The sequence below is a fragment of the Streptomyces sp. NPDC050085 genome (assembly GCF_044460595.1).
Classification (GTDB): domain Bacteria; phylum Actinomycetota; class Actinomycetes; order Streptomycetales; family Streptomycetaceae; genus Streptomyces.
The window spans coordinates 154,485-169,197 of record NZ_JBITJZ010000007.1 but is presented as its reverse complement, the minus strand read 5'-3'; the positions used below and the strand labels follow the sequence as shown (position 1 = coordinate 169,197).

Here is a 14,713-nt window from a genome sequence, read left to right as displayed (position 1 = left end):
CAAGTCCCCTTGTTTCTACGCTGTCTTCTACGCCGCTGAGCGGGCGCTGCCGCCCGACCCGGAGGTCGCGTCGCGATACCAGTACTCGAGCGTCAGTACGTGCCACAGGTGCTTGGAGAAGTCCCGCTGACCTGCGGCGTCCTCGGCGACCATGCGGGCGAGCGCGTCCCGGCGCAGGAGCCCGGAGTTCACGAGCACGCCGTCGTTGATCACCTCGGCCACCAGGGGTGCCAGGTCCCGGCTCATCCAGGCCCGCAGCGGCGCGCTGAACAGGCCCTTGGGCCGGTAGACGATCTCCCGCGGCAGGACCGAGGTGGCCGCCTCCTTGAGGACGGCCTTGCCCTGCCGTCCGACGATCTTGCGGTCGCCGGGCACGGCGAACGCCGCCCTGACCACCTCGACGTCCACGTACGGCACCCGCACCTCGGTCGACGCGGCCATGCTGGAGCGGTCCGTGTAGGCGAGGTTGAGGCCCGGCAGGAACATCCGGGCGTCGCCCAGGCACATGCGGTTGACGAAGTCGTCGAGGTCGTTGTCCGCGTAGACGTCCGCGTGCTCGGTCAGCACGTCGTCGACCGTCCCCGCCAGGTCCGGGTTGATCAACGCGAGCAGATCGCCCCGGTCATACATGGTGTAACTGCGCCGGAACGCGGTCTCCTCCGGCAGGTCGGCGAAGGACAGGAACCGCTTCGCGAAGCGCACCGACCGGTAGCCGCGGCGGGCCGTCGCGACGGGCAGCCTGTCCACGGCCGCGGACAGGCCGCGGCGCAGGGGCCGCGGGACGCGCTGGTAGCGCAGCGCGATCACGTTGGCCAGGTGCTTGCGGTAGCCCGCGAACAGCTCGTCGGCGCCCATCCCCGACAGCATCACCTTGACCCCGGCCTCCCGGGCGGCCTCGCAGATCAGGAACGTGTTGATCGCGGCGGGGTCGCCGATCGGCTCGTCCAGGTGGTACGTCATCCGCGGCAGCAGGTCGAGGACGTCCGGGGCGATCTCGATCTCGTGCAGGTCGACCCCGAACTGCCGGGCCACCTGCCGGGCGTAGCGCAGGTCGTCGGGCATCGCCTCGAACTTGGCGTCCTCGGCGCGGAATCCGATCGTGTACGCGGAGATCCCCGGCTGGTGCCGGGCCGCGAGCGCGGTCAGATAGCTGGAGTCGAGACCGCCGGACAGGAAGGTCGCCACGGGGACGTCGGAGAGCATGTGGCGCCGGGTCGACTCCTCGACGACGGCGGCCAGGTCCGGCTGGTCGCCGCTGCGCGCCCGGTCCCTGCCCTCGGCCGCGACGTCGCGCAGGTTCCAGAACCGGCCGCGCTCGACCCGGCCGTCGGGGCGGCAGCGCAGCCAGCTCCCCGGCGGCAGCTTCTCGGCCTCGCGGTACGCGCAGCGCGAGTCGGGCACCCAGTAGTAGAGGAGCGAGGCCACCAGTGCCGAGGGATCCGGTTCCAGCGAGGTCACCCCGGCGAGCGCCTTGAGCTCGGAGGCGAACACCAGGCCCTGGCCGCGGCGCAGCAGGAACAGCGGCTTGATGCCCAACTGGTCGCGGGCGAGCACGAGTTCGCCGGTGCGCTCGTCGAAGACGCCGAACGCGAACATGCCGCGCAGGCGGGGCAGACAGTCCGTGCCCCAGCGCCGCCAGGCCTCGAGGAGCACCTCGGTGTCGGAGGTGCCGTGGAAGCGCACCCCGGCCGCCGTCAGCTCGGCGCGCAGCTCGGGGGCGTTGTACAGCTCTCCGTTGTACGTGAGGACGAGGCCGTCCGAGACCATCGGCTGGGCCCCGGTGTCGGACAGGTCGATGATGGCCAGCCGGCGGTGCCCGAGCTGCACGTCGCCGTCGCCGACGGGGTGGCCGTAGCGGCCCGCCCCGTCGGGGCCGCGGTGGGCGAGGGTGTCGGTGAGCCGGTCGGTGACGGCCTTCCCGTCCGGCCATCGGTAGGTTCCTGCGATGCCACACATGTGCTTACCGCGCCTCCTGGTCGTTGTCCGGGCCCGGTGCGGCCCACACCGGCAGCCGCTCGGTGCCGGGCCGGTTCGTCCCGTTGCGGCGGGCCGGGCGCTCGCTGCGGCCGCGCAGCGCGGTGTGCAGTCCGTCCCACAGGGTGCCGTCGGTGCGGTCCCGCGGATCGGGGTCGATCAGCACCACGCCGACCACCGGGATGCGCTGGTCCGCGAGTTGCCGTGCGACGGTGTGCAGCCAGGCGGCGCCGGCGTGCCCGACCCGTACGACGAGCACGGTCCGGGTGCCGAGGTACTGGAGGTCGGTCCACGCCGTGCCGGGCGCCACGGAGCCGACGCCGAGCCGGCGCTCCTGGGGCGCGAGGGTCGCGGCCTGCTCGCCGGTGACCACGGCCGGGCCCGAGGGCCGTCGGAGCTTGGCGAGTTCGGGTCCCGGCAGGCCGTCGACGACGGCCACCGGTCCGTCCGCCGCCAGTGCCGCCGCGACGTCCAGGGCGAGCGCACTCGCGTGGCGTGCGCAGCCCAGTTCGAGCAGCGAGAGCGGTTCGGGGTCCGCGGAGCCGCGCACGGTGCGCACGAGGGTCGTGGTGAGCCGTTCGCGTGCCACCCGGGTGCGGCGGCGTCGCCAGGGCCTGCCCGACCGGTGGGGCAGTTCCGCGATGACGGAGGCTCCCAGGTTCGCCGCGATGTCCCGGCGCAGTACGGGGCGGTCCCCCACCACTGTGCGGACCGCGGCGAGCGCGAGCCCGAGGACGAGCCCGAGGACGAGCCCGATCACGGCGTTCGTGACGGCGGTCTTGGGCACGGAGTGCTGCACCGGGCGGGCGTCGTCGACGATCTGCGTGCCGGCGACGACCTTCGGCGTGCCGACCCTGGCCTCTTCGGCGCGCTGGCTGAAGTCGGCGATGCGCGAGGTGAGTTCGGCCCTGCGGGCGAAGAGCGACTCGATGCCCGCCGACTCCTTGGGGTCGGTCTCCGTCTCCGGCGACCGGTCGCCGATGTCCTTGTTGACCTGGGTCAACTCGTGCTGCAGCCGGTCCCGTTGGTCGAGCAGGGCCGTGGCCTCCGCCTCCGCGCTCGCCCGCATCCGGCGCACGTGGTCGGCGACGAACGCGTCGGCCAGCGCCTTCGCGCGGGCCACCGCCTGTCCGTCGCTGGTCCCCGTGACGTCGATCTGCAGGAGGTTGTTGGTCAGTCCGGTGCCCCGGTAGCTCTTCATGAACTCCTCTGGATCCTCCGAGGAGTTGAGGGACTTCAGGGCCCGGTCGGCGATCCGCGTGGTGGCCAGCACGGCGACGTCGGTGCGGATCAGCGTTCCCATGTCGTTCGGCTGGTCCTCGGCGTGTGCGACCAGAACCTTGATCCGCGCGCTCGGCGGGGGCGGCATGAGGACCGCGACCGCCGCGCCGGCCAGCAGGCCGAGGAGCGCCAGGGCGCACCAGAAGCGGCGGCGCCGGCGCACCGACACCAGCAGCCCGTGCAGGTCGAAGAGCGGGGCGGCCGCCGACGACTCGGATGTCGTGTGGGTCGTCACCCTGAACCTCCCGTCACCGGGCCGCGCCCTGCCAGCGCCGGAGCGGCGTGGTCCGCGGGGTGGTCGGCGGAGCGCGCGGGCCGGGTCCTGACCGGGCCCGCGACGACGACTCCGACGACCTCGTGCCCGCCGTCCGCACACGCCTCGGCGAGGCCGGCGACCTCCTCGGCCGTCCAGTGGCCCGCACTGAGGACGACCAGGGCACCGGACTCCGTACCGCTGTCCGGCACGGTCGGCCGGTCCATGGAGATCTCCACCGTCCGCAGCAGCGGATCGCTCGCGGCCTCGGCGACGAGGTGTCCGGCGGCCCGGCGGGCGACGTCGTCGCGGTCCGGGACGACGATCAGCAGCCGTCGGGGAGCCGGCACCTGGTTCCGTACGCGGGTGCACACGCGCCGGTAGCGGATCCGTCTGCCCGCCTCGTCGCCCGATCTCTGCGGTGTCGGTGTGTCCCACCGGGTGTCGAGGGCGAGGAGCCGGCGGATCCGGGCTCCCGTGCCACGGTCCTCGGGCCGGTGCGAGGACGGTCCGTCGAGGACGTCGACGGTGCCCAGGAGCACCGAGCCGAGGGCCGCGGCGATCTCCGGTTCGGTGCGCAGGCGGCGGTTGCTCCGGGCGGCGACGAGATGGCCGATGACCGCGACCAGGAAGAACAACAGGGCGCCTGCGACGACGAGTTGCAGCCGCGTCGGCGGTGCCTCGCCGGTCGGCCTGGCGGCCGGTCCCATGACGACCATGCCGGCCTTGTCGTTGGCGGGGTCGGCCTGTTCCAGCTGCGTCATGGCTTCTTCCAGCGAGGTGCGCAGCTTCTCCAGCGTGGTGCGTGCCTGCACGCTCTCCACGGTCTGTCCCGGATCGGCCGCGTTGGCGAGGTCGGTGATGCGGCGGCTGGTCTCCTGGACCTGCTTGCGCAGCGCCTCGGGCCCCGTGGCGACTCCGGCGTCGGTGCCGCCGCTGGTGATGCGTGCGGCGAACGTGACGAACTGCTTGGCCACCTGGTCGGCGAGGCGCTGTGCGCGCTCCGGTGTGTCGGAGGTGCCCGAGATCTTGATGATGTTCCCGTCGGCGGCCTTGGCGGCCACCTTGTCCCGCAGGTCGGCGCCGCTGACGCCCTTCCAGCGGAGCTGGGCGGCGGCGCGGTCGGTGACCGAGGAGCTGGTCGCGACGTCCACCTGGGTCAGCAGTTCGCGCTCTTCCCACTGTCCGGGCAGCAGTACCGATGCCGACGCGGTGTAGCGCGGCGGAAACACCAGCACGGCCGTGCCGTAGCCGACGAGTGCGCCCACCACGGTGAGGACGGCGAGCAGCCGCCAGCGCCTGTGCAGTATCCGTCCGACGGTGGCCAGACGGATCGTGTCTTCGTTCAACGCCGCGGCCTCTTCCTTGCTCGGCCCGTCGAACCCGTGGCCGCCTCGGTGCGGTCACCGCAGGCGGCGGCGTACGCGGCGAGCAGGGACGCCTGCGAGTTGCGCCAGGAGAGCGGTCCGCCGACCCGCTCCTGGCCGATCTTGCCCATCCGGGCGCGCTGTTCCGGGTCGTCGAGGAGCTGCGCGATGAGCTCGGCGAACGCGCTCTCGTCGTTGGCGGGCGCGTAGACGGCGGCATCACCGGCGGAGACGCGCGCCTCGCGGAGGTCGAACGAGACGATCGGCCGACCCATCGCCATGTACTCCAGGACCTTGTTCATGGTCGACACGTCGTTGAGCGGGTTGCGCGGGTCGGGGGAAAGGCAGACGTCCGCGGTGGACAGGTGGCGCACGAGGTCGGCGTCCGGGATGCGCCCGGTGAACTCCACCTGGTCGGACAGGCCCAGCTCGCGGGAGAGCTCCACCATGGAGTCGAACGCGTCGCCGGATCCGACGAACACCGCGTGCCAGTCGGTCCGTCCGCACGCGTCGCGCAGCTTCGCGAGGGCCCGCAGCGCGTAGTCGACGCCGTCCTGGGGGCCCATGACGCCCAGGTAGCACAGCAGATGGGGCTTGCCGCGCTTCAACTCCGGTTCGGGCGGCACCGGTTGGAACCGCTCGATCGCCGGAGCGCTGCGCACCACGAAGACGTCCTCGGGGCGCTGCCCGCCGCGGCGTATCGCGACGTCGCGGTAGCTCTCGTTCGTGGCGAGCACGATGTCCGCGGCCCGGTAGGTGCGCCGTTCCAGCGCGCACACGGCGCGGTAGAGCAGGTCCTTGCCGCGGTCGAACCGGGACAGGTACAGCTCGGGTACGAGGTCGTGCTGGTCGAAGACGAACCGTGCGCCGCGCCGCTGCAGCCACCGTGCCGCCAGGAACAGCAGGTCGGGCGGGTTGCAGGCGTGGACCACATGGACCGGCCCCACGGTGCGGGCGAGCCGGGCGGTGTGCCAGAGCGCGGAGCCGTACTCCCGCAGATAGCCGGCGGGGCCGCCGGTGGCCGCGCGCAACGGGTAGCGGTGGATCCGCACTCCGTCGATCACGGCCTCCGGCTCCGTGTCCCGCTTCTGACCGCGGGGGCAGATGACGTGCACTTCCCAGCCGGCGTCGCGCAGGGTCGTGCACTCCTGCCAGACCCGACGGTCGAACGGCACCGACAGGTTCTCCACGAGGATCAGCGCGCGACGTGCCCGCCGGTTGCCAGGGGTTGTTCCATCGAACGATGTGTTACCAAGCAAGGCCTACGTACCCCGATTCGGTCCGGCGCTCGTCGGCGTCGGGAAGATGGACAAGGTCGACGAGCAGCGGGCCGTCGTCGCCGTGGGGCAGTTCCGCCAGCACGGCCGGGTCCCGGGTCCCGACCAGGCACACGTCGGCGTGCTCGAGCACCTCCTCGACGGAGTCCGCGAGCAGCTGCGCGAGGTGCGGCAGCCGGTTCTCGATGTACTCGCGGTTCGCGCCGATCAGCCGGGACAGGCTGACGTTGGCGTCGTAGATCTTCAGGTCGTAGCCCTTGCCGAAGAGCCGCTCCGCCAGCTCGACGAGCGGGCTCTCGCGCAGGTCGTCGGTGCCGGGTTTGAAGGAGAGCCCGAAGATTCCCACCTTGCGCTTTCCGGTGCGCTCGACGAGCTCCACCGCCCGTTGCAGATGGGCGGAGTTCGAGGTCAGCACGTTCGCGAGGATGGGCACCGCGACGTCGGCCCGCTGCGCGGCGTGGACCAGGCTGCGCAGGTCCTTGGGCAGGCAGGAGCCGCCGAAGGCGAAGCCGGGCCGCAGGTAGGCGGGGCTGATGTTCAGCTTGCGGTCGGCCAGGAACACGTCCATGACCTGGTGCGAGTCGACGCCGAGCGCCTGGCACACCGCGCCCAGTTCGTTGGCGAAGCCGATCTTGAGTCCGTGGAACGCGTTGTCCGCGTACTTGATCGCCTCGGCCGTCGGGACCGGCACCCGGAACACCTCGCCGGGCAGGCCGTCGTAGAGCGCCGCCACCGTGTCGCCGCTCGTCGGGTCGAGTTCACCGATGACGGTCTTGGGCGGGTCGAAGAAGTCCCGCACGCTCGTGCCCTCGCGCAGGAACTCCGGGTTGACCGCGACCCCGAAGTCCACCCCGGCGGTGCCGCCGACGTACTTCTCCAGGATCGGCACCAGCAGGTTCATGCAGGTGCCCGGGAGCATGGTGCTGCGGAACACGACCGTGTGCCGCCCGCCCTTCTCGGCGATCGCGGCGCCTATCTGTTCGGTGACCCGCTCCAAGTAGGTCGTGCACAGACTGCCGTTGGGCTCCGACGGTGTGCCCACGCAGACCAGTGACACGTCGCTGCCCAGGATCGCCTCGCGGACGTCGCCGGTGGCGCGCAGCGCTCCGGTCCGCACGACCTCGGCGGTGAGCTCTCCGATCCGTTCCTCGACCACCGGCGCCTTGCCGTCGTTGACCAGGTCGACCTTCGCCTGGTTGACGTCGACGCCGATGACCTCGTGACCGAGGCTCGCCAGGCACGCGGCCGACACGCAGCCCACGTAGCCGAGCCCCAGAACGCTGACTCTCATGACCCGTTCCTCCCCCTGGGCAGGCCCGGTCGGCCTGCCGTCCGTGCGCCGCCGCGGCGGCGTCCCCCCGTGCATCAGTACGCCCCCTGCCCGTAGAGCACCGCGCGCAGCGTCTTCCACAAGATCACCGCGTCGAGGGCGAGCGACCAGTCCTCCACGTACCGCAGGTCGAGGCGGACGGCCTCCTCCCACGGCAGGTCGCTGCGCCCGCTGATCTGCCACAGGCCGGTGAGCCCCGGTTTGACGAGCAGCCGTCGCCGGATGTCCGGGCCGTACGCCGCGGACTCCTCGGGCAGCGGGGGCCGCGGACCGACGAGCGACATCGATCCGGTGAGTACGTTGAACAGTTGCGGCAGTTCGTCGAGCGAGTACCGGCGCAGCACCGACCCCACCCGGGTCACCCGCGGATCGCGGCGGAGCTTGAACAACAGGCCCGCGCCCTCGTTGAGTTCGGCCAGTTCGCTGCGGGCCCGGTGGGCCCCGGTGACCATCGTGCGGAACTTGAGGATGGTGAACTCGCGGCCGTCCTTGCCGACCCTGCGCTGGCGGTAGAACGCCCCGCCCCGGCTGTCCGCCATGACGAGCAGGGCGACGAGGACCATGAGCGGCGCGAACAGCATCAGCAGGACCGCCGCGCCCAGCCGGTCGACGACTCCCTTGACGGCCCGGCGGCCCCCGGTGAAGGTCGGCATGCTGACCCGCAGCAGCGGGATCCCGAGGACGGCGTCGACGTGCAGCCGCGGTCCCGCCACCTCCATGAGGACGGGGGCCACGATCATCTCGGCGTCACTGCCCTCGAGGTTCCAGGCCAGCCGCTGCAGCCGGTCCGGTGACCAGTGCGGGTCGGGGGTCACGGCGACGACGCGGTAGCCGTCGCGGTGCACGTGGCTCGCGACGTCCGCCAGCAGGCCGACGACCGGCACGCCGTCCAGGTGGTTGCCGTCGAGGCCGCGGCCGTCCGTCGTGCACACCGCTTCCACGCGCCAGCCGAGGTGCGGGAACTTGCGGGTGCGGACGATCAGGTCGCGCACGGTCTCCGGGCTCCCGGCGGCGAGCACGGGCCTCAGGCAGCGTCCGTCCTTGCGCTGCTTGTGCAGCCAGAGGCGGAGCAGGTACCGCTCGGTCATGGTGGTGATCGCTATCGCGGGGATCGCGACGAAGATCCAGAGTTTGATGTTGCGCGAGGTGAGGGCGATCCCGCCGAGCGCGAGGACGACGGTCGCCGCGAACAGGGAGCGACCGAGTCTTCGGAATTCCTCGGCGCCCTGACCGAGCACGGCCGGTGCCCAGGCCCTGCTCACCGCGAGCGCGGCAAGCACCAGGAGCTCCGTGCCGAAGGCGAGAATGCCCCACTTCTCATGCCAGTTGGCCGCGTCCCGGATCCCGAAGAAGTTGCCTATTCCGGCCACCACCAGCGCCGTGGTCACGGTGTCGCTGGTCATCACGGTACGGCGGTACCGCTGCTCCCAGTCGTGCGCCGGCTGACTGAACACCCCGCCCGTCAGACGCCCGCGCGCCGACGGAGAAGGGCCGACTAATCCCCCCTGCCGCACAGAACCCCCCCGGTCCCCAGTAATACGACGTGGTCGCCCGACACTGTCCCTCCCCCCGGGAGGCCCCCGCCCCCCGCACAGTTCCTCCCCTCGGGAGGCCCCCGCCTCCCGCGCCGCGCTGTTCCTCCCCTTGGGAGGCCCCCACCTCCCGCGCCGGACGTCCCGGCTGTTCCAGGGCTACGTGAACCGACTCTCGAGGTGCGCGGAAACCCGTCACGACCTCGGGTGCTCCCCGCACCAAAGGCCCATCACGGGCTCACAGACTGATCACTTCCACGCCTGGTGACAGAGACACAGCGGCTGGCTGACCGCAACTCCTGACCTATAGATCGGGATTTCTCGCCTCGTGTCCCAGCATGCGAAGCACGGTCAATCTAGACCATCCGACCCCGTCTGAAGAGAGGGATGTGTGGAATTTGTGCTCAAGATTTGGAGCCCGGCCCGGAGCCCAACTCCCGCCCAGGGGTGGCCTGATGACGTGGCACGCCGTGTGACCAGTAATGACGTGACCACGCAGGGCCACTGGAACCGGAAGCTCCGGACCGGACGATGGGCTCGAACTGGTCTACGCGCAAGGCCCGTTCGGCCGTTCACCGGACGGGCGACACCCAACTCCTGTACTCGCGCGACGAGTTCGGCCACCGCGCACGCCGCCTTCCCACCGTTCCCCCGCCCTGTGCGGCGTACCACAGGAAAGCCCCGCGAACAGGATCAGGCCTCCTCGGCCTCGAAGGTGCGCAGCAGATCGGCCGCCACGCTGACCGCGATCGTCGCCGGGGCCTTCCCCCCGATGTCGGGCAGCCCGATCGGGGTCTTGATCCGGCGGATGGTGGCCTCGTCGTGGCCGCCCTCGGTGGCGAGGCGCTTGCGGAACCGGGTCCACTTGGCGGCTGAGCCGATCAGGCCGATCGAGGCGAGGTGGTCGGTGCGCAGGGCGGCGTCGCACAGGGCGGCGTCCTCGGCGTGGTCGTGGGTCATGATCAACACGTGGGTGCCGTGCGGGAGTTCCTCCAGGACCTCCTCCGGCAGCAGCGGCGTGTGGTGGACGTGCACCTGTGCCACCGCGTCCGCGAGGACGTCGAGCCGCTCCTTGGTGAGGACCTCGGAGCGGGTGTCGACGAGATGGAGGTCGAGGTCCTGGCGTGCCAGGATCCGTGCGAGTTCCAGGCCGATGTGCCCGATGCCGAAGACCGCCACCGCCTGCACCACCGGCAGGGGTTCGAGGAGCACCGAGACCGTGCCGCCGCAGCACTGCACGCCGTGCCGGTTGGTCACCTTCTCGTTGAGGGCGAAGTCGAGCAGCTCCGGCTCCGACTTGGCCGCGGCGATCACTTCCCTGGCCCGGTCGATCGCGACGGCCTCGACGTTCCCGCCGCCGATGGAGCCCCAGGTTCCGGACTCGCCCACGACCAGTTTCGCGCCGGCGTCGCGCGGGGCGTGGCCGCGCACGGTCACGACGGTCACGAGCACGCCGGCCTCCCGGCGCGCCCGCAACCGCGCGACCGCGGCGACCCACGTCATGTCAGGCATCGTGCAACGCAGGTGCGTCGGTACGGATCGCGGTGCCCGTCGCCCGGCCGGTGCGGTCGGCAGTGCCCCGGCGGGCCTCCTGGATCGCCCAGTACACGGCCTCCGGCGTCGCGGGCGAGGCCAGTTCGACGGCGACCGTGCCCGGGCCGAACGCCGCGGCGGCCTGGCGCAGCGCCTCCCGCACCGAGAACGCCAGCATCAGCGGCGGCTCCCCCACGGCCTTGGAGCCGAACACGGCGCCTTCCTCGGTGGCGTTCTGCAACAGCGTCACGTGGAACTCCTCGGGCATCTCCGAGAAGCTCGGCAGCTTGTAGGTGCTCGCCGCCTGCGTCTGCAACCGGCCGCGGTGCGGTCCGTCGCCGGTGTCCCAGCGCAGGTCTTCCAGCGTCAGCCAGCCCGCGCCCTGGACGAAGCCGCCCTCGACCTGACCGATGTCGATCATCGGGGAGAGGCTGTCGCCGACGTCGTGGACGATGTCAACGCGCCGGATGCGGTACGCGCCGGTGAAGCCGTCCACCTCCACCTCGGTGGCGGCGGCGCCGTGGGCGAAGTACTTGAACGGCGAGCCGCGGAACGACTTGGCGTCCCAGTGCAGCCCCTCGGTCCGGTAGAAGCCGGCCGCCGACAGCTGTACGCGCTGGAAGTACGCGGTGTGCACCAGGTCGTCCCAGGCCAGCTCCTTGTCGCTGCCCAGTGCGCGGGCCACGCCCTCGACGATGCGTACGTCGGAGGCGTTCGCGCCCAGCTGCGTCGCGGCCACCTGCAGCAGCCGTTCGCGCAGCTGCTCGCAGGCGTTCTTCACCGCACCGCCGTTGAGGTCGGTGCCCGCGCTGGCGGCGGTGGCCGAGGTGTTGGGCACCTTGTCGGTGCGGGTCGGGGCGAGGCGGACCTTGTGCAGCGGGATGCCGAGGGTGGTCGCGGCCACCTGGAGCATCTTGGTGTGCAGGCCCTGGCCCATCTCGGTGCCGCCGTGGGTGATCAGGACGGAGCCGTCCTTGTAGATCAGGACCAGTGCGCCGCCCTGGTTGAAGGCGGTGAGGTTGAACGAGATGCCGAACTTGATGCCGGTGAGCGCGAGGGCCCGCTTGGTGTGCGGGTGCGCGGCGTTGAAGGCGGCGATCTCGCGCCGCCGGCCGGCGAAGTCGGCGTTCTCCTGCACCTGCTGCCAGACGGTCGCGATCCGCTCGGGCTGTGTGACCGGCTGCCCGTACGGCGTCGTCTGCCCCTGGCCAGGACGGTAGAAGTTGCGCTCCCTCAACTCCATCGGGTCGAGGCCGAGTTGGGGTGCGACCCGGCCCAGGATGTCCTCGATCACCAGCATGCCCTGCGGTCCGCCGAAGCCGCGGAAGGCGGTGTTGGAGACGGTGTTGGTCCGGGCGATGCGGCCCGCGACGCGTGCGTGGGGGAGCCAGTACGTGTTGTCGATGTGGCACAGCGCCCGGGCGAGGACCGGCTCGGACAGGTCCAGGCTCCAGCCGCCGTCCGCGGTCAGGGTGGCGTCGAGGGCCTGGATGCGCCCGTCGGCGTCGAAGCCGATCTTCCACGTGGCGTGGAAGCCGTGCCGCTTGCCGGACATGGTCAGGTCCTGCGTCCGGTTGAGGCGGAAGCGGACCGGGCGTCCGGTGAGCTTGGCGCCGAGCGCGGCGACGGCCGCGAACCCGTGCGGCTGCATCTCCTTGCCGCCGAAGCCGCCGCCCATCCGCAGACACTGCACGGTGACCTCGTGACTGGGCACGCCGAGCACGTGGGCGACGATCTCCTGGGTCTCCGAGGGGTGTTGGGTGCTGCTCTGGACGAACACCTGCCCGTTCTCGTCGATCTGGGCGAGTGCCGCGTGCGTCTCGAGGTAGAAGTGCTCCTGCCCGGAGAACTGGAACTCGCCGGTGAACACGTGCGCGGAATCGGCGAAGCCCGCGTCGATGTCGCCGTGCACCATCAGGGGCCGGGCACCGTGGTAGCTGCCCGCCGCCATCGCGTCCTGCAGCGTGATCACGGAGGGCAGTTCGTCGAGCTCCACCTCGACGGCCGCGGCGCCGAGCCGGGCCGCCTCCAGGGTCTCGCCGAGCACCCAGGCGACCGCGTGGCCGTGGAACATGACCTCGTCGGGGAAGAGCGGCTCGTCGTGCTTCATCCCGGCGTCGTTGACACCGGGCACGTCCGCGCCGGTCAGCACCCGGACGACGCCGGGCACGGCGAGTGCGGGCGCGGTGCGCAGCGCGGTGATCCGGCCGTGGGCCTTCATGACCTGGACCGGGTACGCGTGCAGCACGTCCTTGGTGCGCTGGACGAGGTCGTCGGTGTACAGCGCGGTGCCGGTGACGTGCAGGTCGGCGGCTTCGTGCGGCAGGGAGACGCCGACGACGGACTTCTCGGGCCGCTGGGACAGATGACTCATGACGTCGCCGCCTCGGTGGTCTGCGCGTACAGCTTCAGCAGGCTCTGGCCGAGCATCGCGGAGCGGTACTCGGCGCTGGCGCGGTGGTCGTCCATCGGAGTGCCCTGGGCCCGCAGCACCTGTGCGGCTCCCTCGACGGTCTCCTGCGTCCAGGGCCTGCCCTCCAGGGCCGCCTCGGTGGCGAGCGCGCGGATCGGGGTGGCGGCCACGCCGCCCAGGCCGATGCGTGCCTTGCGGACGACGCCGTCCCGGATGTCGAGCGCGAACGCGACCGCCACGCTGGAGATGTCGTCGAACCGCCGCTTGGCGATCTTGTGGAAGGCGGTGACCGGCGCCAGGGGCAGCGGGACGCGCAGCGCGCGGATCAGCTCGCCGGGGCGGCGCACGCTCTGCCGGTAGCCGGTGAAGTAGTCGGCGAGGGGGACCTCGCGCTCCCCGTCGGCGTCGGCCAGCACCACCGACGCCTCGAGAGCGAGGAGGACGGGCGGGCTGTCGCCGATGGGCGAGCCGGTGCCGAGGTTCCCGCCGAGGGTCGCACTGTTGCGGATGAGGCGGGAGGCGAACTGCGGGAACAGCTCGGCGAGGAGCGGGAGTTGTCCGTTGAGGCGGCGTTCGATCTCGGTGAGGGTGAGCGCCGCACCGATCTCGACCGCGTCGGACTCGACGCGCAGTTCCCGCAGTTCGGGCAGCCGGTCCACGGCGATCACGCAATCCGCCCTGCGGGAGCGGATGTTGACCTCGACGCCCCAGTCGGTGGAACCGGCGACCACCACGGCGTCCGGCCGCTCGCGCAGCAGGCGCAGCGTCTCGGCGAGGGTGTCCTTGCGCAGGAACACCCGGTCGCCCTGGGCGTATTCGGTGGCGACCGGCGCGGGCGGCGACTGCTCGCGCCGCTGCGCCAGCGGATCGTCGGCGGCGGGCGCGCCCACGGCGAACGCGGCGTCGCGGATCGGGCGGTAGCCGGTGCAGCGGCACAGGTTCCCGCTCAGCGCGTGCAGATCGAAGCCGTTCGGACCGTGCTCGGCGTCGGCGGCGGCGTCGGCGTCGTCACCGGGCTCCCCCGCCGCGTGTGCGCAGCGGTCGGGCCGGTAGTACTCGGAGGCCATGCTGCACACGAACCCCGGTGTGCAGTACCCGCATTGGGAGCCGCCGCGCACGGCCATCTCCTCCTGCACCGGGTGCAGGGCGGGCCGCGTGCCAGGGGCGCCCGCGGTGGCGAGGCCCTCGGAGGTGATGACCTCCTGGCCGTCGAGCGCGGCGACCGGCACCAGGCAGGCGTTGACCGCGACCCAGTCGGTGGGCCTGTGCACGCCGGGGCGGGCCACGAGCACCGAGCAGGCGCCGCATTCGCCCTCGGCGCAGCCCTCCTTGGTCCCGGTGAGGCCGCGCTCCCGCAGGAAGTCCAGCACTGTGGTGTGGGGGGCGGCCGGTGCGATCGGCGCGTCCTCCCCGTTGACCTTGATCCGCGCGGCTACCACGACAGGCCCCCGTTTCGGTGGGTGAGCTGTCGATGCATCATATTCGCCAATTTCAGGCAGCTTTCTGTGTTCAGGCGCGCCCGCCGGCCACAGGGGACGGGGCGCAGGACGGCACGCAGCAGCGACGTGCCGGAACGTCATGGCAGGAAGGGCGAGGTGCCTCGAACGGGCACGGGGAACGGCGTGCTCAGCAGCCGTGCGCGATGCGGCCCGGGGCCCAGGCCGTGCGCGGGGCGAGGCGGCCGAGATCGCAGTGGGAGTACATCCGCGGGTCGCCTCCTTCGCACGGTGATCGGTCGACAGGAGTCACGGGA

Annotated in this window: 9 protein-coding genes; all 9 read right to left on the bottom strand. The window is 71.9% G+C overall.

The window, feature by feature from the left end; translation table 11 throughout:
• Nucleotides 1-27 precede the first annotated feature (27 nt).
• Entirely contained in the window at nt 28-1,956 is a 1,929-nt protein-coding gene (gene asnB, locus ACIBUY_RS26065; RefSeq protein ID WP_399153884.1) for an asparagine synthase (glutamine-hydrolyzing), read from the bottom strand.
• Between the two features lie 4 nt (nt 1,957-1,960).
• Nucleotides 1,961-3,490: a Wzz/FepE/Etk N-terminal domain-containing protein gene (locus ACIBUY_RS26060; RefSeq protein WP_399153883.1), complete on the bottom strand. Its 1,530-nt coding sequence runs from the start codon at nt 3,488-3,490 to the stop codon at nt 1,961-1,963.
• Nucleotides 3,487-4,857, bottom strand: a complete 1,371-nt coding sequence (locus ACIBUY_RS26055; protein ID WP_365566085.1) for a Wzz/FepE/Etk N-terminal domain-containing protein — start codon at nt 4,855-4,857, stop codon at nt 3,487-3,489. The genes ACIBUY_RS26060 and ACIBUY_RS26055 overlap by 4 nt, the downstream gene beginning before the upstream one ends.
• Nucleotides 4,854-6,134 (bottom strand): glycosyltransferase family 4 protein, encoded by a 1,281-nt coding sequence (locus tag ACIBUY_RS26050; protein ID WP_365566087.1) that lies wholly within the window; start codon nt 6,132-6,134, stop codon nt 4,854-4,856. The genes ACIBUY_RS26055 and ACIBUY_RS26050 overlap by 4 nt, the downstream gene beginning before the upstream one ends.
• Entirely contained in the window at nt 6,124-7,443 is a 1,320-nt protein-coding gene (locus ACIBUY_RS26045) for a nucleotide sugar dehydrogenase (RefSeq protein ID WP_365566089.1), read from the bottom strand. The genes ACIBUY_RS26050 and ACIBUY_RS26045 overlap by 11 nt, the downstream gene beginning before the upstream one ends.
• A gap of 74 nt (nt 7,444-7,517) precedes the next feature.
• Nucleotides 7,518-8,996, bottom strand: coding sequence for a sugar transferase (locus ACIBUY_RS26040; protein ID WP_399153882.1), 1,479 nt, complete (start codon nt 8,994-8,996; stop codon nt 7,518-7,520).
• Nucleotides 8,997-9,707: 711 nt separating this feature from the next.
• Complete coding sequence (xdhC, locus tag ACIBUY_RS26035; protein ID WP_399153881.1) at nt 9,708-10,517, bottom strand: xanthine dehydrogenase accessory protein XdhC; 810 nt, start codon at nt 10,515-10,517, stop codon at nt 9,708-9,710.
• Between the two features lies 1 nt (nt 10,518).
• Nucleotides 10,519-12,921, bottom strand: coding sequence for a xanthine dehydrogenase molybdopterin binding subunit (xdhB, locus tag ACIBUY_RS26030; protein ID WP_399153880.1), 2,403 nt, complete (start codon nt 12,919-12,921; stop codon nt 10,519-10,521).
• Nucleotides 12,918-14,399, bottom strand: a complete 1,482-nt coding sequence (locus ACIBUY_RS26025; protein ID WP_399153879.1) for a xanthine dehydrogenase small subunit — start codon at nt 14,397-14,399, stop codon at nt 12,918-12,920. The genes xdhB and ACIBUY_RS26025 overlap by 4 nt, the downstream gene beginning before the upstream one ends.
• Between the last annotated feature and the right edge of the window lie 314 nt (nt 14,400-14,713).

Bases quoted from the DNA above. Each gene is read 5' to 3' on its own strand.
- asnB (WP_399153884.1), bottom strand. From the start codon at position 1,956: ATGTGTGGCATCGCAGGAACCTACCGATGGCCGGACGGGAAGGCCGTC.
- ACIBUY_RS26045 (WP_365566089.1), bottom strand. From the start codon at position 7,443: ATGAGAGTCAGCGTTCTGGGGCTCGGCTACGTGGGCTGCGTGTCGGCC.
- xdhC (WP_399153881.1), bottom strand. From the start codon at position 10,517: ATGACGTGGGTCGCCGCGGTCGCGCGGTTGCGGGCGCGCCGGGAGGCC.
- xdhB (WP_399153880.1), bottom strand. From the start codon at position 12,921: ATGAGTCATCTGTCCCAGCGGCCCGAGAAGTCCGTCGTCGGCGTCTCC.